The 21,954-nt window shown below is 74.0% G+C and carries 21 protein-coding genes; 6 read left to right on the top strand and 15 right to left on the bottom strand.

The features are described 5' to 3' along the window. Positions 1-36: 36 nt before the first annotated feature. Entirely contained in the window at positions 37-834 is a 798-nt protein-coding gene (locus tag AB0D46_RS06885; RefSeq protein WP_362876216.1) for a hypothetical protein, read from the top strand. Here AB0D46_RS06885 and AB0D46_RS06880 read toward each other — a convergent pair. The 5 genes from AB0D46_RS06880 to AB0D46_RS06860 form a co-directional block, all read right to left on the bottom strand. After that, positions 821-1,654: an enoyl-CoA hydratase/isomerase family protein gene (locus AB0D46_RS06880; protein WP_362876215.1), complete on the bottom strand. Its 834-nt coding sequence runs from the start codon at positions 1,652-1,654 to the stop codon at positions 821-823. The genes AB0D46_RS06885 and AB0D46_RS06880 overlap by 14 nt on opposite strands. Positions 1,655-1,724: 70 nt before the next feature. Further along, a complete protein-coding gene (locus AB0D46_RS06875; protein ID WP_362876214.1) occupies positions 1,725-2,489 on the bottom strand; it encodes a PIG-L deacetylase family protein in 765 nt (254 codons plus the stop codon). A 190-nt stretch (positions 2,490-2,679) separates the two neighbouring features. After that, the gene (locus tag AB0D46_RS06870) at positions 2,680-4,017 is read right to left on the bottom strand and encodes an alpha/beta fold hydrolase (RefSeq protein WP_362876213.1); all 1,338 of its coding nucleotides are present in this window, start codon (positions 4,015-4,017) and stop codon (positions 2,680-2,682) included. A gap of 327 nt (positions 4,018-4,344) precedes the next feature. Beyond that, positions 4,345-5,430 (bottom strand): S-(hydroxymethyl)mycothiol dehydrogenase, encoded by a 1,086-nt coding sequence (locus AB0D46_RS06865; RefSeq protein ID WP_362876212.1) that lies wholly within the window; start codon positions 5,428-5,430, stop codon positions 4,345-4,347. Positions 5,431-5,560: 130 nt separating this feature from the next. Continuing rightward, the gene (locus AB0D46_RS06860) at positions 5,561-6,553 is read right to left on the bottom strand and encodes a LysR substrate-binding domain-containing protein (protein ID WP_362876211.1); all 993 of its coding nucleotides are present in this window, start codon (positions 6,551-6,553) and stop codon (positions 5,561-5,563) included. Positions 6,554-6,623: 70 nt separating this feature from the next. On the opposite strand from AB0D46_RS06860, the gene AB0D46_RS06855 reads away from it, so the two are divergent. Further along, positions 6,624-7,610, top strand: coding sequence for a dihydrodipicolinate synthase family protein (locus tag AB0D46_RS06855; protein ID WP_362876210.1), 987 nt, complete (start codon positions 6,624-6,626; stop codon positions 7,608-7,610). Positions 7,611-8,000: 390 nt separating this feature from the next. Beyond that, complete coding sequence (locus AB0D46_RS06850; RefSeq protein WP_362876209.1) at positions 8,001-8,720, top strand: LysM peptidoglycan-binding domain-containing protein; 720 nt, start codon at positions 8,001-8,003, stop codon at positions 8,718-8,720. Here AB0D46_RS06850 and AB0D46_RS06845 read toward each other — a convergent pair. The 6 genes from AB0D46_RS06845 to AB0D46_RS06820 all read right to left on the bottom strand — a co-directional run bounded on the left by AB0D46_RS06845 (position 8,704) and on the right by AB0D46_RS06820 (position 15,001). Next, positions 8,704-8,862 carry a hypothetical protein gene (locus tag AB0D46_RS06845; RefSeq protein ID WP_362876208.1) on the bottom strand — a complete coding sequence of 53 codons (159 nt, stop codon included), beginning with the start codon at positions 8,860-8,862 and terminating at the stop codon, positions 8,704-8,706. The genes AB0D46_RS06850 and AB0D46_RS06845 overlap by 17 nt on opposite strands. Before the next feature lie 158 nt (positions 8,863-9,020). Beyond that, entirely contained in the window at positions 9,021-10,730 is a 1,710-nt protein-coding gene (locus tag AB0D46_RS06840; RefSeq protein ID WP_362876207.1) for a protein kinase, read from the bottom strand. 27 nt (positions 10,731-10,757) lie between these two features. Then, positions 10,758-12,413 carry a peptide-N4-asparagine amidase gene (locus AB0D46_RS06835; protein ID WP_362876206.1) on the bottom strand — a complete coding sequence of 552 codons (1,656 nt, stop codon included), beginning with the start codon at positions 12,411-12,413 and terminating at the stop codon, positions 10,758-10,760. An 86-nt stretch (positions 12,414-12,499) separates the two neighbouring features. Beyond that, on the bottom strand, positions 12,500-12,985 hold the full coding sequence (gene rraA, locus AB0D46_RS06830) for a ribonuclease E activity regulator RraA (RefSeq protein WP_362876205.1): 486 nt from the start codon (positions 12,983-12,985) through the stop codon (positions 12,500-12,502). Positions 12,986-13,091: 106 nt separating this feature from the next. Next, positions 13,092-14,003 carry a hypothetical protein gene (locus tag AB0D46_RS06825; RefSeq protein ID WP_362876204.1) on the bottom strand — a complete coding sequence of 304 codons (912 nt, stop codon included), beginning with the start codon at positions 14,001-14,003 and terminating at the stop codon, positions 13,092-13,094. Continuing rightward, entirely contained in the window at positions 14,000-15,001 is a 1,002-nt protein-coding gene (locus AB0D46_RS06820; RefSeq protein ID WP_362876203.1) for a phosphatase PAP2 family protein, read from the bottom strand. The genes AB0D46_RS06825 and AB0D46_RS06820 overlap by 4 nt, the downstream gene beginning before the upstream one ends. Positions 15,002-15,238: 237 nt before the next feature. Here AB0D46_RS06820 and AB0D46_RS06815 point away from each other — a divergent pair, with 237 nt between their 5' ends. Beyond that, on the top strand, positions 15,239-15,841 hold the full coding sequence (locus AB0D46_RS06815) for a TetR/AcrR family transcriptional regulator (protein ID WP_362876202.1): 603 nt from the start codon (positions 15,239-15,241) through the stop codon (positions 15,839-15,841). Positions 15,842-16,021: 180 nt separating this feature from the next. Here AB0D46_RS06815 and AB0D46_RS06810 read toward each other — a convergent pair whose 3' ends face one another. Further along, positions 16,022-16,567, bottom strand: a complete 546-nt coding sequence (locus AB0D46_RS06810) for a TerD family protein (RefSeq protein ID WP_362876201.1) — start codon at positions 16,565-16,567, stop codon at positions 16,022-16,024. A gap of 1,114 nt (positions 16,568-17,681) precedes the next feature. Here AB0D46_RS06810 and AB0D46_RS06805 point away from each other — a divergent pair. After that, on the top strand, positions 17,682-18,494 hold the full coding sequence (locus AB0D46_RS06805; protein ID WP_362876200.1) for a glutamate ABC transporter substrate-binding protein: 813 nt from the start codon (positions 17,682-17,684) through the stop codon (positions 18,492-18,494). Positions 18,495-18,636: 142 nt separating this feature from the next. On the opposite strand, the gene AB0D46_RS06800 is transcribed toward AB0D46_RS06805, so the two are convergent. Beyond that, positions 18,637-19,203, bottom strand: a complete 567-nt coding sequence (locus AB0D46_RS06800) for a DJ-1/PfpI family protein (protein ID WP_362876199.1) — start codon at positions 19,201-19,203, stop codon at positions 18,637-18,639. Positions 19,204-19,422: 219 nt separating this feature from the next. Between AB0D46_RS06800 and AB0D46_RS06795 the strand changes: the two genes are divergently transcribed. Then, positions 19,423-20,286, top strand: coding sequence for an endonuclease (locus AB0D46_RS06795; protein ID WP_362876198.1), 864 nt, complete (start codon positions 19,423-19,425; stop codon positions 20,284-20,286). 164 nt (positions 20,287-20,450) lie between these two features. Here the strand turns inward: AB0D46_RS06795 and AB0D46_RS06790 are convergent, their stop codons facing one another. Together AB0D46_RS06790 and AB0D46_RS06785 are read right to left on the bottom strand one after the other, a co-directional pair. Beyond that, positions 20,451-20,834, bottom strand: a complete 384-nt coding sequence (locus tag AB0D46_RS06790) for a hypothetical protein (RefSeq protein WP_362876197.1) — start codon at positions 20,832-20,834, stop codon at positions 20,451-20,453. A gap of 91 nt (positions 20,835-20,925) precedes the next feature. Further along, complete coding sequence (locus tag AB0D46_RS06785) at positions 20,926-21,774, bottom strand: NlpC/P60 family protein (protein ID WP_362876196.1); 849 nt, start codon at positions 21,772-21,774, stop codon at positions 20,926-20,928. Positions 21,775-21,954 lie beyond the last annotated feature (180 nt).

The following is a 21,954-nucleotide window of genomic DNA, read 5'->3' as shown; positions in this document are numbered from 1 at the left end:
GGAGCCGGTGTCAGTGGCCGCCGGCAGACTGGCGGCATGACCCTCGCGGACCTGACCTTCGACCGGTGGCTCTCGCTCGACCTCGCCGCCGCCCGCCGCCTCGCCGAGGAGGCGGCCGCGCTCGTGGACGGCCGGGTGGTCCTGGTCGACACCGTCGAGCACCTCGGCGGCCCGCTGCACCGGGTACGGATCGAGCGAGGCGGCCGGGCGTTCGCCCTGATACCCGGCGGCAGCGTCCGCCTCGGCTTCGACCTGGACGCCTGGCGGCCGACACCCGCCCAATTGGCCGACTACGCCGAGTCCGTGAGCGCCGGATTCGGCTTCGGACCCGACCTGAAGGCCCATCTCGCTCGGGAACTGAGCCCCGTGCGGACGGTGGCGCTGGACGCCGTCCTGATGGCGGTGGAGGACGAAGAGGTGTCGGAGGTTCCGGACGAGATACCGGCGGCCCTGGCGGCGGACGGGCTGCGGTTGCCGAGCGCCGACGAGTGGGAGCACGCCTGCGGGGCCGGCGCGGGCACCCTGTTCCGCTGGGGCGACGCGTGCCCGCTCGACGAGCCCTCGTACGGGACCGGCACCCTGCGGCACGAGCCGAACGCGTTCGGCCTGCACATCGCCTACGACAGTTACGGCGGCGAGTTGAGTGCCGACCGCGGGGCCTTCCACGGCGGTGACGGCGGGTCCGCCGCCTGCGGCGGGTACGGGAGCCTGCTGGAGTGGTTGCCGCTGGCCACGGCATGCCGGAACCCGTGGATGGCCGAGCTCTCGTACGGACCGGACGGCGGGGACCTGGGCGGGGCGTTCTCCACCCGGCCGGTCCTCACGCTCCCCTGAACTCCGGGGGGCGGCGGGCGGCGCCGGCTCCGTAACCCTCGCGGCAGTCGTCGGAGGTGAGGGTGAGGGCGGCGGTCATCGCGACCCGGTCGAGGGCGGCGGGCAGCGCCGCGTCCGCGTAGGCGTCGACGGCCCGCTTGATGCCCTGGACCGCGAGCGGGGCGTTAGCGGCGATCTCGGCCGTCAGCGCGCGGGAGGTGGCGTCCAGTTCGGCTTCGGGGACGACCAGTTGGACCAGGTTGAGGCGCTCCGCGGTGGCGGCGTCGATCCTGCGGCCGGTCAGGGCCAGGTACTTGGCCCAGCCCGCGCCCGCCTCACGGGCGATGCGCAGGTCTCCCCCGGCGTCCACGGCGACGCCCAGGCGCGCTTCGGGAAGGGCGAAGACGGCGTCGTCGGCGGCCACCCGGATGTCCGCCATCAGGGCCAGCTCGAAGCCGAAGCCGAGGCAGTAGCCCTGGACGGCGGCGACGACCGGCTGCGGGAGCCGGGCCAGGACCGCGAAGCGTTCGTGCACCCAGCGGATGCCCTCGTAGTAGTTGCGGGTCCGCTCGGCGGCGGACCCGCCCGTGATCGCCCCGCCGGGGGCGGTCACGTCGATGCCCGCGCAGAAGGCCCGCCCCTCGGCCCGGAGCAGGACGGCGCGCACCGCCGGGTCGAAGCGGATCCGATCCGCGAGGAGGCCCAACTGGCGGGTGGACTCCCAGCTCCAGCCGTTCAGCTTGTCGGGGCGGCACAGGGTGAGGACCGCGACCGGTCCCTCGACGTCCAGGCGGATGCGTTCCGCGTCCTCGCCGATCTCCGTGGTGATGGTGTCGATCACGGTGTCCCGCCCCCGCCCCGTCGAAGCCTCCGCCCAACATCCGACGCATCGTCAGACTAGGGCGACCGGATCAGCGGGGGAAGACCTCGAACGGCACCGCCGGCCGGCCGCCGAAGCGGGTCGCGGCCTGCTCGACGTTGCCCGTCAGGAAGGAGCGGACGTACTCCTCGGGGTCCTGGTCCGTCAGCACCTCGATGTACGCCTTGTGTTCCAGCAGGGACTTGATGGCCCGCTCCAGGCCGGGGCCGGCGTCGGAGGCGTGCGTCGGCGTGACGGATCCGGAGACGGCGACCCAGCGGACCCCGTTCCACGGCTCCAGGCCCTGCTCGGAGATCAACTCCGGGAAGATCCACCGGTTGCCCGCGTCGGCGGCTGCGTCCAGGGTGGCCCGGCCGACGGCCCGGTGGTCGGGCGTGTTCCAGAAGCCGCCGCCTTCGGCGCCGCCCCAGGTGTCCCGGTGGTTGAGGGTGATCACCAGCTCGGGACGGTGGCGTCGGATGGCCGCCGCGATGTCCCGGCGCAGGTCCAGGCCGTACTCCACGACCCCGTCGTGGTGGTCGAGGAACTCCACCGTGGAAACCCCGACGGCGGCCGCGCTCGCGCGCTGCTCGGCCTCGCGCAGCGGGGCGCACTCGGCCGGGGCGATCGTGTCGATGCCCGCCTCGCCGCGCGTGGCCAGCACGTAGACGACCTCGCGGCCGCCGTCCGTCCAGTCCGCGATCGCCGCCGAGCAGCCGTACTCCAGGTCGTCGGGATGCGCCACCACCGCGAGGGCGCGCCGCCAGTCGGTGGGCATGGGCTGCAAGGGGGCCTGCTGATCAGCTCGTTCGCTCATGCCCGCAGAATAGGCGCACGGCAGTCCCGGGGGCAGGTGGAGGCCGGCGCGACGCCCCGGCCTTGCTCTTCGTGGCCGCCGCCCCGCGCCCCCGGCGCGCACGGGGTCGGTGGCATGAGCAGCGACGGGGGCTCGGTCGGTACGACGGAGCCGCCCGCATCCCCCGGCCGGATCCACCTCGCCGCCGTCTTCACCCGCTCGGTGAGGTGCGGGGAGAGACGGCCTGGTCGTCGAGCAGGGAGAGCAGTCGGTCCAGGACGCGGGGGCCGCCCGCGCGGACGCCGTCGTGTTCGTACTCGTCCGTGACCCAGGTCTTCAGGCCCCTGATGGCGCGGGCGGTGCGCAGGGAGTGGTCGGTGTCGACGTACATGTCGTCGTGGTAGACGGCGGCGGCGACCGGCACCTCGTTGGCGGCGAGGCGGCCGGCGTCGTAGAGCGGCTGCCAGCCGGTGCGGGCGGCCAGGAGTTCGGCGGTTTCGCGCAGCGGGGCGAGGGCCGGGTCCGAGGTGAAGTGCCACGGGTGGATGGTCTCCCCCGTGAACAGGAGGGGTTCGTCGCCGGCGAGGGTCTTGGCGGCGTCGAACCGGGGGTGGTGGGCGCGGACCCGTTCGGCCGCCCAGTTGGTGGGCGCCGTCGGGTCCTGCGCGTAGATCGCCTCGTGCAGCAGCGCGTAGAGGGGGTGCCCCGCGAAGGAGAGGTGGGCGTGGGCGTTCTCCAGGAAGGCGTCGGAGAGGGCGGGCCCGCCGATCGTGGGGACGAAGGCGTCCTCCAGGAGGTAGTGCAACTGGTGGCTGCCGTCGCCGGAGCCGAGGAGCATCCCGAGGGACTGGAACGCCTCGACGGTCAGCCGGTAGCCGCCGGGGAGGAGGGCGGGCCGCTCGGCGAGGTGGGCGGCGATGCGCCGGGCGCGCTCGGCGTCCATGGGGTAGCGGGCATAGTGGGCGAGGTTCTTGCACTCGATGCGCGGGTACGCGGCTTCGTACACCTGGTCCGCGGTCGCGTCGAGTGACGGGAGCCCGCCGGTGACGAGGGCGGCGGTGAGTCCCTCGGGGGCGGTGGAGAGGTAGTGCGTGACGCAGAATCCGCCGAAGCTCTGGCCGAGGACGGTCCAGGGGGCGCCTCCCGTCAGGTGGACGCGGACGGCCTCGGCGTCGCGGACGATCGCGTCGGACCGGAAGTGTGCGAGGTACTCGGCCTGCTCGGCGGGGTTGCCCCGTACGGGCAGGGTCTGCCGGGTCAGGGGCGTGGAGCGGCCCGTTCCGCGCTGGTCGAGGAACAGCACCCGGTAGCCGCTGAGCGCCCGCTCCAGCCAGGCTTGGCGGCCGATGAAGCGTCGCGCCCCGAAGCCGGGACCACCCTCCAGGTACAACAGCCACGGCAGGCGTTCCGGGTCCTGGCCGGTGGCCACGACCTCACGGCCGTACAGCTCGATCCGCTCGCCGTCGGGGCGGGCGTGGTCGAGGGGGACGGTGAACCGGTGGTCGGTGAGGACGACACCGGGCTGGCGGTAGCTGCGGGCGACGGTCACGGACGGCCCCTGGGGTGTGGGTACGGATCCCGCGCGCCCGCGCCTCCGGCCGGATCGCGGCGGGGGGCGGGGCGGGACGGAGAGTTCGGCGGTCGGGCCGAGTGTAGGCCGTGGCCCCGGGGACCCGCCGGGCGGCGGGAATGGTGGGACGGGCGGCCGACCCGCCCCGGCGACGGCCGGGGCGGGCGTTGCGCTGGTCACACGATCACTACGGCACACACGGTCACACCGTCACACCGTCACATCGCGATGGCGTCACGCCGTCACGCCGTCAGGCGGCCACCCAGTCACTCGGTCACTCGGTCACGCCGTCACGCCGTCGCGCCGTCAGAACTGGACCACCGAGCGGAGGACCTCGCCCCGCTCCATTCGGCCGAACGCCTCCTCGACCCCGTCGAGCGCGATGGTCTCGGAGACGAAGGCGTCGAGGTCGAGCCGGCCCTGGAGGTAGAGGTCGATCAGGGGGGGGAAGTCCCGCTCGGGCAGGCAGTCCCCGTACCAGGAGGACTTGAGCGCGCCACCGCGCCCGAAGACGTCCAGCAGGGGGAGTTCGAGCTTCATCTCGGGTGTCGGGACCCCGACCAGGACGACGGTCCCGGCGAGGTCGCGGGCGTAGAAGGCCTGCCGGTAGGTTTCCGGGCGGCCGACCGCCTCGATGACGACGTCCGCGCCGTTTCCGCCGGTCAGCTCCTGGATCGCCTTGACGACGTCCTGCGTACCGCCGTTGACCGTGTGGGTGGCTCCGAGGCCGCGCGCCCACTCCAACTTCCGGTCGTCGAGGTCGACGGCGATGATCCGGGAGGCCCCCGCGAGCCGGGCTCCGGCGACCGCCGCGTTGCCGACTCCGCCGCAGCCGATGACGGCGACCGAGTCCCCGCGCCCGACGTTGCCGGTGTTCAGGGCGGCGCCGAGGCCCGCCATCACCCCGCAGCCCAGCAGGCCGGCGGCGGCGGGCGAGGCGGCCGGGTCCACCTTGGTGCACTGACCGGCGGCGACGAGGGTCTTCTCGGCGAAGGCGCCGATGCCCAACGCCGGGGACAGCGGGGTGCCGTCCTCCAGCGTCATCGACTGGGCGGCGTTGTGCGTGGCGAAGCAGTACCAGGGGCGGCCCCGTCGGCACGCCCGACAATTCCCGCACACCGCACGCCAGTTGAGGACGACGAAGTCGCCGGGGGCCACGGAGGTGACGCCCGCGCCGACGGACTCGACGACGCCGGCGGCCTCGTGGCCGAGGAGGAACGGGAACTCGTCGTTGATCCCGCCCTCCCGGTAGTGCAGATCGGTGTGACAGACCCCGCAGGCCTGGATCTTGACCAGGGCCTCCCCGGGCCCCGGGTCGGGCACGAGGATCGTGGTCACCTCAACCGGTGCGCCCTTGCCGCGCGCGATGACCCCTCGTACACGATGCGTCACGTCGTACCCCAGTCCTCTTGGTCGCTCCTGGTTCCGGAGAGCGGGTGGTCTCAGGGTCGCTGGACCGCCGGATCTCCGGAACCTCCGGATCAACGAACGTACACGGGCCGCGGGCGGTGCGGGACCCGTGTCACGCTCCGGCCCCCCGACCGGCGAGATCGGGCGGCAGGGCGGACCGCAGCGAAGCGGCGAACGCGGCCACGGCGGGGTGCGCGCCGGCCCCGCTGCGGAAGGCGAGCCGGGTACGGCGTTCCATGCGCAGCCGGGTGAGGGAGACGCCCGGCACATCGGGTCCCGGGGTGCCGAGCTGCGGCACCACGGCGACTCCGAGGCCCGCGGCGACCAGGGCCAGGACGGTGGCGAACTCGTCGACCCGGTGCCGGACGCGCGGGCTGAACCCGGCGGCCTGGCAGGCCCGTACGGTCATCGCGTGGCAGAGGGTCCCGGGCGTGGCGGTGATCCAGGGGGCGTCCCGCTGAGCCCGCAGGGCCTCGTCCTGGCCGGGCGGGGCGTCGGCGTCGGGGTCGGGGTCGGGGCCCGCCCCGCGACCGCGACCGACTCCCCCGCCCGTACGCGTGCCGTCCGGCCCCGCTGCGGGCGCCGCCAGGTACATGGCCTCCCGGTACAACGGCCGGGTGCTCAGCCCCGGTTCCTCCGGGTCGGGGACGAAGTCGTACGAGTGGACCAGGGCCACGTCCAGTTCGCCGGCCCGCAGCGCGTGCGCGACGGCCGCCGGGTCGGTCTCGCTGAGCATGGGCTCCAGCCCCGGGTGGCGCCGGGCCAGGTCGGCGAGGGCCGCCGGGACGATGGCCCGGGTGGCGGTGGGGAAGGCCCCGATGCGCAGGGCTCCGGCCAGGCCGGTGCGGGCGTCGGCCAGTTCCGCGTCGGCCCGTTCCAGCCGTTCGAGGACGGCCTCGGCGTGACGGACCAGGTTCTGCGCGGCGGGGGTGAGGCGGACCCCGCGCCCGGTGCGCTCCAGCAGGGGGAGCCCCGCCTCGCGTTCCAGGACGCCGAGTTGCTGGGACACGGCCGATGGGCTGAAGGCCAGGGCCTCGGCGACGGCGGCGATGGTGCCGCGCAGGGCGAGTTCGCGCAGCAGGCGCAGGCGGCGTACGTCGAGCATCGGCTCAGCTTACGGTTCCGGTAAGGAAGGCGAACTGGATTCGGCGCTCGGGACCGGTCAGGCTCGGTCCATGGACCAGGACACCGTGCAGGACTTCTCTCAGGCCACCGATCGGCACGCTTCCCCGGGGATCGTCCACGAACCCGCCCGCGGCGCGGCGCGTACTCCCGCGCTCGGCGGGATCCACGTTCCGCTCGTCACCCCGTTCACCCCTTCCGGGGACGTCGCCGTGGAGGCGCTGGAGGCCCTGGCGCACGAGGCGCTCGACGCCGGGTCGGCCGGCATCGTCGCTCTCGGCACCACCGCCGAGAGCGCCGCCCTCGACGAGGCCGAGCGGGACCTCGTCACCGGGGTCTGCGCCCGCGTCTGTCAGGAGCGCGGCGCGCTGCTGACGGTGGGCGCCGGGGCCTCCGCCACCCGGGCGGCGGAAGCCGCGCTGGTGCGGCTGGCGCGGTGGCCGGAGGTCGGGGCGGCCCTGGTGACGGTGCCGCCGTTCGTGCGGCCCTCGGCGGCGGGGGTGCTGGCGCACTTCGCGCGTCTGGTGGAGGCGAGCCCCGTACCGTTGATCGTCTACCACGTCCCGTACCGCACGGGACGGGAGTTGGACGCGGCGACGCTGCTCGCGCTGGGCTCCCTGCCGGGGGTGGTCGGGGTGAAGTACGCGGCCGGCGGGATCGACCAGGACACGGTGGAGCTGCTGGGCGGGCTGCCGGCCGGTTTCGCGGCGCTGGCGGGGGACGACGCCTACCTGTCGCCGATGCTCGCCCTCGGGGCGGCCGGCGGGATCCTGGCCTCGGCGCACCTGGCGACGGGGCGGTTCGTGGAGCTCGCCTCGGCCTGGGAGGCCGGCGACGTCCGGCGCGCCCGGGCCCTGGGCCACGCGCTGGCGCGGCTCTCGGCGACCGTCTTCGCGGAGCCGAACCCGGTGGTCCTCAAGGGCGTGCTGCACGCCCAGGGCCGGATCCCGTCGCCGGACGTACGACTCCCGCTGCTGCCGGCGTCGGACGCCTCGGTCGGGGCCGCCCTGAAGGCGCTCGCGGAACTCCCGGCCTCCTGAGCGGCCGACTTCGGCCCGCCGGCACACCACTGGGTCCCGGTATGGGCGATTCGCCGCCAAGGGCCCGGTAGCCCGAATCGGGGGCATCGGGTTCGTAATTGACCGAAATGGCGCGGGGTCCCCGAAACCGTGATGTCGACCACACGGGCCCGGTCAACATCATTTCCTCGAAAGGCTGGATTCCCTTTTCCCCGAAAGGAAATCCACCCTGACCCGAACTTCCTTTCATGGTCATTTACCGACGGAAACCGGGGAGTCGATCTCTCCCGGACATTCGCATCTTGTTGCGGCCCCGCGCACTCGCCTACGGTCACCCTCACTCCCAGCGGCCAACTGCCGAATACGGCCGCCGCCGGGGCGCTCCCGTACCCCCACGTGAGGAATAGCGCCATGCCCGCAAAGGGTAAGCACCGCAGGCCGAAGCAGAACCCGCTCGCCCGCCGCCTGGCATTCGCCGGCACCGGGACGGCCGCTCTCGCCCTCCCGCTGATCAGCGCCACCACGGCTGGTGCGGCGGAGACCGCCGCGGCGCCCGCCGTGCGTTCCGTGGCCGCGCCCGCCACCTATTCCGTCGTCGCCGGCGACACCCTTTCCAAGATCGCGGCGCGGCATTCCCTCAGCGGTGGCTGGGAGCAGCTGTACGCGGCCAACCGCGCCGCCGTCGGCGGCGACCCCTCGGTGATCCGCCCGGGGCTCACCCTGAAGCTCGCCTCCGGCGTCGCGAAGGCGGCCCCGGAGAAGGCCGCGAAGGCCGGCGCGGCGAGCAACGTGAAGGCCGCCACGTCCTACCCGGACAACCTCGACGGCTGGATCCGGGAGTCCCTGGACGTGATGGCCCAGCACGGAATTCCCGGCAGCTACAACGGAATCCACCGCAATGTGATGCGTGAATCCTCGGGCAATCCCCGGGCGATCAACAACTGGGACTCCAACGCCGCGGCCGGCATTCCCTCCAAGGGGCTGCTCCAGGTCATCGATCCGACCTTCCGCGCCTATCACGTGCCCGGCACCCCGCACGACTCGTACGACCCGGTCGCCAACATCACGGCCGCCTGCAACTACGCGGCGGCCCGCTACGGCTCGATCGACAACGTCAACGGCGCGTACTGACGGGCCCGGTGGCACGACGTCGCGGCAGCGCGCGCCCCAGGGTGCGCGGCGGGGCCACCAGGTCGTAGCCGACGTCCTTGCGCAGGGCGTGCGCGCCGGCTCGTTCCACGGCCGTCAACTGGTGGCCCATCAGCTCCGTCAAGGTCGTGACGACGGGCCGCAGCCCGGGGTCCGCCGGCTCGGCGATCCCTTCGGTGGCGCGCAGGGCGGTACGGGCACGCCGGCGTTCCGCGGCGAGGAGGCCGCGGACGGCCGGGGTGTCGCGGGCCGCCTCCAGGGGGCGCGGACGGGTACACGATGTCAGGAGGGCACGATCTTCCTGACCTTGCCGTCGATCCCGGCGAGGACGTAGCCGCCCTGACCGTACTCGTCGCTGAGGTAGGGCCGCATGCAGGGCTCCTTGTCCATCATCCAGGGGTCGACGATGACGTAGCGCGAGGTCGGCCTGTCGACCTTCAGGTCGCGTTGCGCCTGCTCCAACAGCCCCGGCAGGACGTCCCAGTTGACGGCCGCCATGTCGATGAGCGGCTCGCCGTCCTTCACCGTGCCCTGGGGGCCGGTGCGCCTGGCCGCGCCGTCCCGGTACTGCCAGGCGTCGACGGTCCTGGCGCCGGGGGCGGTGGGCACCGCGGCGATCACGTACTCCTCGTAGACCTTCAGGTCGACGAAGGTGGTGGTGCCGGTCTTCTCCTTCAGCGCGGCCAGGGCCGCGCGGACACCGTCCGGGGTGAGCAGGCTCCCCCCGACCTTCGTGCCCGTGCCCGGCGTCCGGGACGTCCCCGCCCTCGGGGTGCCCGTGGCGCCGACGGCGGAGGGCAGGGGCGTGGCGGGGGTGGAGGCGGTCGGGTTGCTGCCCTTGGCCTCGTTGCCGCCGTCCGAGTCGCCGTCGGGGAGCAGTTGGAACGCACCGAACGCCGCGCCGGCCAGGACCGCCGTCAGGAGTACGGCCGGCACGAGCCGGGACCGGGCCGGCCGGGCGGCGCCGGCCCCGTCCGACACCGCGGTGGTCCCGGGCCCCGGGCCGAACGCGGACTGCGCGAACCCCACCGGCGTCGCGTACGGGTTGGGCGCGCCGGCCGGGGGCGTCGCGGGCAGCGGCACCGGACCGCCGGCGGCGGGCGGCCCGTACCGGCCGAGGGCGGCCGACGGGACCGGGCCGGGGCCGCCGGCCTGCGCGCCGCGGAGCAGCGCTTCGAGGGCGGCGGCGTCGGGCCGCACCGCCGGGTCCCGTACGAGCAGCGCCTCCAGTACGGGACCCAGCGGGCCGGACCGGGCGGGGGCGGGGATCGGCTCGTCCAGGACCGCGACGACGGTGGCCAGGCTGGTGGCGCGGCGCAGCGGGTGGGCCCCCTCGGCGGCGACGTACAGGAGCATGCCGAGCGACCAGAGGTCGGAGGCGGCCAGCCCCTCCTCGCCGCGCACGCGTTCGGGGGCGATGTACTCCGGGGAACCGATCAGGACGCCCGTCGAGGTGAGGGCGGTCGAGCCGTGCAGGGCGGCGATGCCGAAGTCGGTCAGGACGGCCGAGCCGTCGGGCCGCAGCAGCACGTTGGCCGGTTTCACGTCGCGGTGCAGCACCCCCTCGGCGTGGGCGGCCCGGAGCGCCGCGAGGACGTCGAGGCCGAGTCGCAGCACGTCGGGGACGGGCATCGGGCCGGCGGCGAGGCGGTCGTGCAGGGAGCCGCCCTTGACCAGCTCCATGACGATCCAGGGGTGGCCCTCCGAGCCCGGCGCGGGTTCGACGATGTGGTGGATGGTCACCACGTTCGGGTGGGCGAGGCGGGCGAGGGCGCGGGCCTCGCGGACGGCCCGTTCGCGCAGTTGGACGGTGAGGTCGGGCTGGGCGGCGGCCATGGCCGGGTCCGGCGGGCGCACCTCCTTGAGTGCGACGTCACGGTGCAGTGCGATGTCGCGGGCGCGCCACACCGTGCCCATCCCGCCGGCGCCCAGCGGGCCGATCAGCTCGAAGCGGCCGTCCACGAGCCGTCTACCGGCCCCACTCGTCTCCATGGGGCGTCATCGTAGGGGGCCCCGTCGTCAGCAGTGGCGGCGGTCCACCGTGAGCGTGCCCTGCGCGGTGGACACCGTCCGGTCGTAACATCCGTCCCCGCTTCCGGACCCGTACAGGCGGTGCCGGACGGTCGTGGTGCCCACCGCGTGCCGCTGATCGCGCGGAACGTTCGCCGTGTACGTGGCGTCGCCCGTGTAGCGGTCGTCGAGCGCCGACCGGTCGACCTCGCGGCCGCCGCGCAGGGTGACCGAATCGGCGCGGTCGCCGAGCGTGAGGACGGTGCGCAGCCGGTCGCCGGCGCCGAGGGTGGTGGCGCCGTCCATCGTGTACGTCCGGTCGGTGCGGGTGGTCGTCGGGCCGCGGGTCACGCTCTCCTCGTCGGTCCACGAGGCGGTCAGCGCGTCCCGGCTCCCGCCCTCGGTCCAGCGGTGCGCGGAGGTGGTGCGGACGGCCCGGGTGACGGTGGTCGCGACCCGGCCGTGGGAGGTGTCCAGATATCCTGCGACGGTGAGCCGGTGGCCGCCCGAGGTGTCGAGACGGTGTTCGCCGCCGGGCGGGGCGGGGGTCCAGCGGGAGGAGTTCGCCGGGGTGCCCTCCTCGTGGCGGGTGAGCGCGCCGGTGACGACGCGACGGCCGTGGTCCTGCCAGAGCAGCAGGTTGGTCGGGGTGCTCCAGCCGCTCTGCCCGGCCGGTACGCCGGTGACGGACACCTCGACGCGGTGCGGTCGGCCGTCGTTGAGGAGGGCGGCGTAGGGGGTGAGGTCGTAGCGGATCGGCTGCACGTCGAAGGTGCGCGGGCCGGGGGTGACGTACCAGAGGAACGGGTTGGACCAGCCGCCGGTCCAGACGGTGGGGAAGGGCGCGGCCAGGCCGGCGAGCCGGCCGTCGACGGACACCCGGACCTCGCGGTGGGGGCCGTCGGCGGCCTTGCAGGAGTAGGGGGCCGCGTCCGGGACGGTCAGGTACCAGTACTCCTCGCAGCCGCCGCCCGAGCCGGTGGCGTACACCTCGGCGATGAGCCGCTCGGTGTTGCGCGGGGTGGTGACGTCGGGGGTGGTGAGCGGCAGCACCAGGTCGGGGGTGTCGGCGGGGGCGGTGGCGCCTTCGGCGGCGTAGAAGGTGAGGGTGACCTTGACGTCGATGACGCCGGTGTAGGTGTCGTTGACGACGTTGCCGATCAGCATCTCGACGGGTTGCGGGCGGCTGAGGGTGTCGCGGTAGCGGGTGACGTCCTTCTCGACGGACCAGGTGATGCCGTCGGGCGAGGGCTGCGGGGTGGAGGTGCGCAGGATCTCGACGCCGCCGACGGTGAGGTTGCCGAGGCGGTCGTACTGGCGCCCCTTGACGGCGCCGTCGAGACGCAGCACGACCTTCGCCCAGGGGCCGCGACCGCAGCCCTCGGGCGGGGCGTAGGTCCCGCGGTGGGGGGTGAAGTCGCTGAACCGGGCCTCCGCCAGGGTCACCCGGCAGGAGCGGGTGGCTGGCCGCTCGACGGGCGGGGCGGCGGTGAGGGGGTCGTGCCAGTCCGTCCCGAACTCGGCGGGCGGGGCGGGTTCCGGTGCGCCGGTGGAGGGCGCCGCGGCCCGGGCGGGGGCCGCCGCCGCGGCCGGCGCGGTGACAGCCGGGGTGCCCGCGGCGAGGGTGAGCGCGGCGAGCAGGCCCATGATCCTGAGTCGTCTCATGGCCCCGCAGTGAAACCCGTCGGGGGCGCGGGCCGCCAGGGTTGCCGGCCCCGACGTGGCGAAATCTCGCCCCTCCCCGGGGTCGCTCAGCGGGCGGCGGGCAGCACCACGACGCCGTCGTCGTCGACGTACACGGTGTCGCCGGGGCGGAAGGTGACCCCGCCGATGGTGACGGGTTCGTCCACGGCGCCCGCGCCGGTCTTGCCGCTCTTGCGGGGGCAGGTGCCGAGCGCCTGCACGCCGAGGTCGAGCCCGCCCAGGGCGACGCTGTCGCGGACGGCGCCGTTGACGATCAGCCCGGCCCAGCCGGAACGCGCCGCGGCCCCGGCGATGAGGTCGCCGACCAGGGCGGTGCGCAGCGAACCGCCGCCGTCCACGACGAGGACCGCGCCGTCGCCGGGGGTGTGCAGCAGTTCGCGGAGCAGGGCGTTGTCCTCGTGGCAGCGGACGGTGCGCACGGGCCCGGCGAAGAGGGCCCGGCCGCCGACGCGCCGGAAGGGGGCGGCGCAGATGCCGAGGTCCTCGCCGTGCTCGTCGTACAGGTCGGCGGTGGGGACGGGGGTGACGCTCATGGGGATCCGGGCTCCTCGCGGTTCGTACGTCGCGCCGTGCCGGCCCAGCGTAGGCGCGGGCCCGCTTCGCGCGGCGTACGTGTCCACGGGCCGGGCCCGCGACGGCCTACGGCCGCGGCAGCGCGGGTCCCGCCGGCAGGGACGTGATGACGGCGGACGGAGAGGGTCCGGAGGGGCGGGCTTCCGCGCCGGGGGGTGGGGGCTGCGACGTGCGGGTCAGCAACAGGACGCCGCGGGTGGCGGCGAGGGCCCCGCCGATCGCGAGGAGGACGCCCACGGCACCGCCCTGGAGGCGTTCGCCGAGCAGGACCATGCCGATCGTGGCGGCGGCCAGCGGGTTGGCCAGGTTCACCACGGCCAGCGGGGCGCCGAGCCCGCCCCGGTAGGCCCGTTGGGAGAGCAGCATGCCGCCGACCGCGAACACGGCGACGAGCAGGGCGACGGCGGCGACCCGGAAGCTGAGCAGGGCACCGCCCCGGCCCGCCGCGACGGCCACGGTCTGGGTCAGCGCGGAGGCGGCGGCGGAGGCCAGCCCGGAGGCGGTCGCGTGGCGCAGCCCGGTACGGGGGTCCTTGCGGGCGGTGAGCAGCAGGATCACGGCGGCGGTGGCCCCGGACACGCCGAGGGCCTCGGCGAGGGTGAGGGTGTCGTCGGGGGCGGGGCCGGAGGCGGGGAGCAGCAGCAGTCCGAGTCCGGCGACGGTGGCGGCCGTGCCCCGCCACTCGGTGGCCGCGACCCGGCGTCCGGCGCCGCGGGCGCCGAGCGGTACGGCGGCCACCAGGGTGAGCGCGCCGAGCGGCTGGACCAGGGTGAGGGGCCCGTAGCGCAGGGCGGCGGCGTGCAGTAGCGCGGCGGCGGCGTTCAGGCCGGCCGACCACCACCAGGCCCCGTTGCCGAGGAGGGCCGAGGCGCTGCGGGCGACGGCCCGGCGGGCGAGGCGTTCCTGGGCGACGGCGGCGGCCGCGTACGTCACGGCGGAGGCGAGGCAGAGGGCGACGGCGAGCGCGGTGGCGTTCACCGACCGGCCCTCCTCGCTGCGGAGACCGCCACGACGGCCGCCTCGGCCACCCCGTGCGGACCGCCCGGGGCGGCTCCGGCCCGCACGCGCGGCGGCACGGAAGCGCGATCCGGCACGGCGGGCGCGGGGGCGATGCCCGCCCCAGCGGGCGCGGGCACGACCGCCCCGGCAGGCGCGGGGGCGATGCCCGCTCCGGGCGCCGGAGCCGCCACCGGTACGGCGCGTCCGTCCGGAGCGCCGTCCGGGACAGGAAGCGGCGCGCCGGGCTCCGTCGCCGGCCGGGGAACGAGCAGGAGGGCCGCGCCCAGCAGCGCGGTCGCCACCAGGGCGTCGAGCCAGTAGTGGTTGGCCGTGCCGACCACCACCAGCAGGGTCACCAGCGGGTGCAGCAGCCACAGCGCGCGCAGCCGCGAGGAGGTCGCGGCGATCATCCCGACGGCCAGCATCAGGGCCCATCCGAAGTGCAGCGAGGGCATCGCGGCGAACTGGTTGGCCATCGTGTCGGCGGCGGGGGCGGCCCGGTAGACGGACGGCCCGTAGACCTGGCCGGTGTCCACCAGGTGCGCGGCCGCCAGCATCCGCGGCGGCGCGAGCGGAAAGGTGAGGTGCAGGACCAGGGCGGCGCCGGTGAGCAGCGCGAGGACCCGACGGGTCCACAGGTAGTGGGCGGGCCTGCGCAGGTAGAGCCAGATCAGGAACAGGACGGTCGCCGGGAAGTGCACGGCCGCGTAGTAGGTGTTGGCGGTGTGCACGACGGCGTCCGAGTGCAGCAGGAGCCGCTGTACGACGCCCTCGCCGGGCAGGTGCAGGGCACGTTCGGCGTCCCACACCCGGTCGGCGTTGCGGAAGGCCTCGCCGGTGCGGCCCGTCGAGAGCGTCCGGCCCGCCTTGTAGACGGCGAACAGCCCCGCGACGAGCAACAGCTCGCGTATGAGCCGGCGCCTTTCGTCCTTCTTCCCGGCGGCGCGTGGCCCGCCGGGCGTGGTGTGGGAGGTCATCCCCCGGTCTCACTTCTTTCGGGTGGTGCTGCGGTGGTGCTGCCGTGCCGGTGCGGCTTCCGGGCCCGGAAGCGGGCGGCGCGGCGGGTGACCGCCGGCCGGATCCGTACCGCATCGACACGCCAGTGTATCGATACATGGGCGTATCGATACGCTGGTGTTCCGATAGCCTGGTGGAGCCGTACACTCGGAGCACGGATCAGGCCGCCCGGGAACCCTTGAGGAGAGCCGCACCCCATGACGTCGACGCCGCAGGTCACCGCGCGCCGCTCCAAGATCAGCCCGGAGCGCGAGCAGGAGTTCTACGACGCGGTCCTGGACGCCCTGCGCGAGCACGGATACGAGGCCCTGACCATGGAGGGTGTCGCCGCCCGCGCCAGCTGCGGCAAGTCCACGCTCTACCGGCAGTGGCGCACCAAGCCCCAGCTGGTCGCGGCGGCCCTGCGCGCGAGCCGGACCGATCGGACTCTGGCCGGCGTGGACACCGGGACCCTCGTCGGAGACCTGCGCGAGGCCGCGCGCATCGCGGCCGGCACCTCGGGCAGGGACACCCGCCTCAGCCAGGCGCTGGGACACGCCGTCCTCAGCGACGAGGAGCTCCAGCGCGCGCTGCGCGAGGCCCTGGTGGAGCCCGAGCTCACCGCCTTCGACGCGATCGTCGCGCGGGCGGTGGCGCGGGGCGAGATCCGCGCGGACCACCCCGCGGTCGAGTTCCTGCCGGCGCAGCTGATGGGCGTGCTGCGCATCCGGCCGGTGCTGGAGGGACGGTACGCCGACGCCGACTACCTGGTCAGGTTCGTCGACGCGGCCCTGCTGCCCGCATTGGGCATCACCCCCTGAACGGTGGGCCGCCGTCCACGATGACCGGACGGCTGCCTGCTCGCGCTGCCTCGTGGGGACGGCGGCAGCGCGCCACCGGACGGGGTGGCGGTCACTTTCGAGCAGAGTGACCGCCACCCGGTCCGTACGGATGACCGCACCCCCGGGAACGTACGGTTCACCCCGCGACGCGGCCGGTGATCACCCGCGTACGGCGCCCATCACGCGGGCGAACTCCTGCGGCTCCACGTCGAATCCGTACGGCCGGGCCTCCAGGGACCACCCGCCGTGGGTGTCGCGGACGAACTCGGCGACCCGGGCCGCCGTGGCGTTCGGGACGGCCGCGAAGTCGGTCTCGGCGAGGTCCTCGTACCCCTCGCGGATCCGCAGGCCGGTCCCGGTGACGGCGGCGAAGGTCTTGCGGTCCGCGGTGCCCCCGTGGTCGGAGTCCTGTATCACCACGCCCACCACGACGCGGCCCAACTCGGGAGCCATTCGGTCCAGTTCGAGAACCATCACCTCGTCGAAGCCGAAGCCCTGGCCGGTCCGGCTGTCGCGGCTCAGGGTGATGGTGCCGTCGGGTGACCGGCTCCCGAAGTGCACGAGGTGGACGGGCTCCCCATGCGGGTCGGCCGTGGCGTACGCGGCGGCGACGATGTCGAGGTCGTTGGCGGGTGTTCCGGCCGGACTCGGGTCCCAGCGCAGGCTTATCTCCACCTTGGCCAGGCTCTTGCGTACTCCGCTCACCGAACTCCCCCTCCGCTCGGGCGCTTTGGCCCGTGTTGCCTGTTGCACAATGCCCGGCCATGCTGTCACGACCGGTCACTCACGGGCCGGCCGACCGCACGTTCCCGGCCACGCGGTGCGCGCCGGCCCGCTCGATCATCCGGCGGGGGACGGCGTGGCGGCGGACTCGTCGCCGGGCCGACGCGCCCTCGGTGCGCGGGGCGGCGGGGCGGCCGGCGTCACCGGTACGCGCTCCCGATGGCCCGTACGTCCGGGTGGGCGGCCACGGGGGGCGCAGCCGTTCGGCGAAGGCGCGCTTGACCCGGCGGGGCGTGCCGGGGCCCAGGCCGATGTGTTCGAGGGGGGCGTCCTCGGGTAGCGCGGCGAGCAGGCTCCTGGCGCCGCGTCCGGTGATGCCGGTGTGGCGCAGGTCGAGGCGGCGCAGCGGGCTGCCGGGGAGGGCGGCGGCCAGGGCGTACGCCCCTTCGTCACCGGGGTCGTTGCCTGCGGCGCCGAGGCTGCGCTCGGCCAGGGTCCGGCCCAGGTCGAGGGAAGATCCGCTCCAGCGGCCGTTCGCGGACCAGGAGGGCGTCGAGGAGCAGGCGGATGCCGGCGGTACCGATGCCGGTGTTGACGAGGTCGAGGGTGCGCCGCGGCGGGAAGGAGACGCAGGACCGGTCGGATGCGAACCGACGTCCTCCGACTCGATGCCCGGGCGCGACGAGCTCAGCGATACGACCTTGCCGGGTGATCATAGCGGCGGGAGCATCCGGGACTCGATCACCTGTTTGAGCAACTCCGGCACGGGGAAGCGCCGAACGGACGCAACAATGTCCCTACTGCATCCGATCCGTGCTCTTTCGTCCGACTCCGGGGAGTGCCGACCCTCTCACTCCCCGCCGACCACCCGGGCCGTCACCCTTCCCCCGCCGGGGCCGGACGGCCGCAGGATCTTCGGCCGAACCGGATCGTTATCCTCAAGTTTTACTCAGATGTAGTGACGCTGAGCCCGTGACCTTCCTAGCTTCCTCGTACACGTGCGTTCACATGGGCGTTCCCGCGCCCCGGTCCCCCACGTGCCCCGTTCCCGCGATTCACCCCCTGTGGTCCCGCGTTCCCGAGGAAAGAGTTCAGCATGAAGGTTCCCAAGGCCGGTGCGGTCGCCGCCGCGATCGCCATCGCCGTCACCGCCTCGGGCTGTGCCGGTGCGGACCCCAAGGAGCCCCTCGCCATCGGGATCAAGTTCGACCAGCCCGGCATGGGGATGCGCGAGAGCGACGGCACCTTCACCGGTTTCGATGTCGACGTGGCCACGTACATCGCGAAGGAGCTCGGCTACAAGCCGAACGAGATCGTGTTCAAGCAGGTCTTCAGCTCGGACCGGGAACTCCTGATCCAGTACAACGAGGTCGAGTTCGTCGCGGCCAGTTACTCGATCAACGACAAGCGCAAGGAGAAGGTCGACTTCGCCGGCCCCTACTTCGTCGCGCACCAGGACCTGCTCGTCCGCGCGGACGACACCTCCATCACCAAGGCCGAGGACCTCAACACCAAGCGGCTGTGTTCGGTGACCGGCTCCACCTCCGCCGAGAACGTCAAGCGCAACCTCGCCCCCAAGGCGAGCGTGTTGGAGCTCGGCGGGTACTCCGAGTGTCTGGTCGCCCTCCAGGACAACCTCGTCGACGCGATGACCACCGACAACTCCATCCTCGCCGGGTACGCGGCGAGGAAGGGCAACGAGGGCAAGTTCCGCCTCGTCGGGCTGAGCCTGAGCAACGAGAACTACGGCATCGGCCTCAAGAAGGGTGACGGGGACCTCCAGCGGAAGATCAACTCCGCGCTGACCAAGATGGTCTCGGACGGCTCCTGGGAAACCGCCGTGAAGAAGAACTTCGGCCCGGCGAACTACAAGTACGAGCCCGCCCCCCAGGTCACCACGAACGACTGAGGCCCCCGGCCCGCCGGCCCCCCTTCCCCCGCGCCCGCCGGCCGCAGCCCCACGGAGGCCCGCGGCCGGCGGGTTCGGTGCGTCGGGGTGACCGGTGGCCGCCGGGCACCCGGGGGCGCCGCCGCGGCGCACGCCCCGCGGATCAGTCCTGCGGCGCCTTGGCGCGCAGCACGGTGAGGAACTCCCGCATCCAGGCGGAGTGGTCGGGCCAGGCCCGGGCGGAGACGAGGGTTCCGTCGACGACCGCCTCGGAGTCCTCGAAGTCGGCCCCCGCCGCCTTCATGTCCGGCTCCAGCGCGGGATAGGCGGTGACCCGCCGGCCGTCCAGCACCCCGCTCGCGGCGGTGATCAGCGGGCCGTGACAGATCTGCGCGATCGGCTTGTCGACGTCGGCGAAGCCGGCCAGGATCCGCCGCACCTCGGGGTCGTTGCGCAGGTACTCCGGCGCGCGGCCGCCCGGGACGACCACCGCCGCGTACTCCTCCGTGACGACGTCGGCGAAGGCGATGTCGGCCGGCCAGGTGTAGCCCGGCTTCTCCGTGTAGGTGTCGAAGCCCTCCTCGAAGTCGTGCACCACGAACCGCAGCTTCTTGACCGCGGGGGCCGCGATGTGGACCTCGTACCCCTCCTCGCGCAGGCGCTGGTAGGGGTAGAGGACCTCCAGCGACTCCGCCGCGTCACCGGTCACGATGAGGATCTTCACTGCCATGTACGGCTCCTGTCGAGGCTGTTCGCGCACGGTCGGACCCCACCCGGGGCCACCCGTACCCTGCCCCGCGGGCAGGCCCGAAACACCCTCGGGATCTTCACGCCCGACACATGGAATCAACCTGTAGGGCACATGACAATGTGAACCTCGCTCTGCCACCAGACACCCCGCCAACTGCCATGGCGGGGACGGTGCGTGTGGAGAGGCATCCCCCACGTCATGAGAATCTCCCGTACGGCCGGCTGGGCAAGTGCCCTCGCGGCCACTTCCCTGCTCCTCATACCCGCGACCGCCTCGGCGGTCCAGGAACGGACGGCGGCGGCTCCCCACGCCGGCCAGGTCCGCGACACCACCACGGCCACTCCGGCCGCCGCGGCCGCTCCGTCCGCAGCCGATCCCTACGCGGACTACTGGGCCCCCGCGGCGGGCAAGACCGGCGCGGCGCTGAAGTCCGCGCTGCACGGCATCATCAAGAACCAGTCCAAGGTGTCCTACGACGGCGTGTGGAACGCGCTCAAGGTGACCGACCAGGACCCGGCCAACTCCAACAACGTCATCCTTCTCTACTCGGGTCGCTCCCAGTCCAAGTCCACCAACGGCGGCGGCGCCAACGACTGGAACCGCGAGCACGTCTGGGCCAAGAGCCACGGCGACTTCGGCACCGCCACCGGCCCGGGCACCGACCTGCACCACCTGCGGCCCGAGGACGTGACGGTCAACAGCACGCGCGGCAACAAGGACTTCGACAAGGGCGGCAGCCCGGTCTCCGAGGCCCCCGGCAGCTTCACCGACGGGGACTCGTTCGAGCCGCGCGACGCGGTCAAGGGCGACGTCGCGCGCATGCTGCTCTACATGGCGGTGCGGTACGAGGGCGGCGACGGCTTCGCCGACCTGGAGATGAACGACAAGGTCAACAACGGCAGCGCCCCCGCGATGGGCCGCATCAGCCTGCTGAAGCAGTGGCACCAGCAGGACCCGCCGGACGCCTTCGAGCAGCGCCGCAACCAGGTCATCCACGACACCTACCAGCACAACCGGAACCCCTTCATCGACCACCCGGAGTGGGTCGGGGCCATCTGGTAGGGAGCGCGCACCGCACGGATCCGGTCGAGGGCGGGTTCGGGCGGCGGCACTTCATCGTCGGCGCCCCGTACGAGGGCCCCGGGGCAACCCGCACACGCCCACGGAGCCGCCCCTCCCCGTGCGGGAAGGGGCGGCTCCGTCAGCCGGTCAGCCCGTCGGCCGGCTCAGCACTGGCGCAGGCCCGGCGCGGGGTCGACCGACGTGTGGACGTCCACCGCGGGAACGTTGCCCCACTGGCCGTTGTCCAGCTGGGTCCAATACCAGATGTTGTTGCCGCCGGGGTGGTTGTCGCCGCGACCCCAGCACTGGAACCAGCTGAAGCTCGTGTTCAGCGGGCCGCGCACCGCGGAGCCGTAGGAGCGGTGCTCGTAGCCCTTGGCGCCGGCCCGGTTGCCGCACCACAGCTTGCCGTCGGAGCGGACCCCGCATTCGGCGGCCGCGCCCTTCACGGTCGTGGGCGTCGCCATCGCGGGAGCGGTCGCGGTCGCCAGGCCGCCCGCCAGGGCGGCTGCGGCGAGACCGAGGGCGATCTTCTTGCGTGCGGACATGTTTCCTCCTTCGAAGGGCTCCGTCGGGAGCCGGTGATGGGTGTGGTGGTGGGTCCCGGCCGGCGGTCGGTGACCGGCCGGCCGTCGGTGGTCAGGAGCAGGTGGGCACGCCGTCCAGCCAGGCCGGGCCCTTGAGGTAGATGTTGCTGATCCACGCCCGGTACTCGGGCAGGTAGGACCAGGCGTCGTTCGTGTAGCCGTCCGCCGTGACCAGTTCGGCGTGCTTCTGACACTCGACGCGCACCGAGGTCGGGCCGGCGAACCGGTGCACCCGCGCGCTGCCCGTGGAGGGTTCCGTGTGGGTCCACACATCGGTGCCCCAGGTGCTGAACGTGCCCGGGGCCGGGGCCGGCGAGTCGATGCGGACCGCGCCCGCGTAGTCCCCGCCCAGCCGTACGTCGCTCACCGCGATCCGGGTGCCCGACTGCCGGGCCTCGACCAGCTTCCCGGCACCCAGGTAGATCGCGATGTGGTGGACGGAGCCCCCGGACCCCCAGGCGAGGAGGTCCCCCGGCAGCAGCGGCGCCGTCCCCTGCCCCGCCGCGAAACGCTGCTTCACCCGCGGGGAGTTGAACTGGTGGTACGCGTTGCCGGACAGCGGATCACCGCCGGCGGCGCGGGCCCAGGCGTACCGGACCAAGCCCGAGCAGTCGAAGCCCAGCCGCTCCGGGTCGTGTTCGCTCGCCGGGTCGCTCGGGTCGACCTGGCCGTACGTCGGCCCCGGCCGCGGCCCGTGGCCGCCGCCCCAGCTGTACCAGACGCCGACCTGCTCGCAGGCGGCCCGCACGGCGACCTCCGCCGTCGCCGAGGCCCCGGGGGCCAGCACCCCGCAGGACGCCGCTGGTGCCCCTGCCGCCGCCGCCGTGGCGCACGCTCCTCCCCACCCGGCCAGGAGCAGCAGCGCCGCCACCGTCGCCCCCACCGTTCTCCGCATCCCCATGTACGTCTCCCCGTCCCCGTCGCGGTGTCGCCGCGGTGCGGTCCCCGTGATCGCGCTCCGGCACTCCGCCGGGCACTTCGAGACTGTTCCCCGGGCCCCCTCCCTGTCGAGGGCCCCACGGTCGCCCACCGCGACGGGAAACGGGAAACCCTGAGGAAACCCCCTCCCACCAGGGCTTTT

Source organism: Streptomyces sp. NPDC048383 (genome assembly GCF_040651775.1).
Classification (GTDB): domain Bacteria; phylum Actinomycetota; class Actinomycetes; order Streptomycetales; family Streptomycetaceae; genus Streptomyces.
Note: the sequence above shows the minus strand (reverse complement) of the source record. Positions and strands in the feature narration are given on the sequence as shown.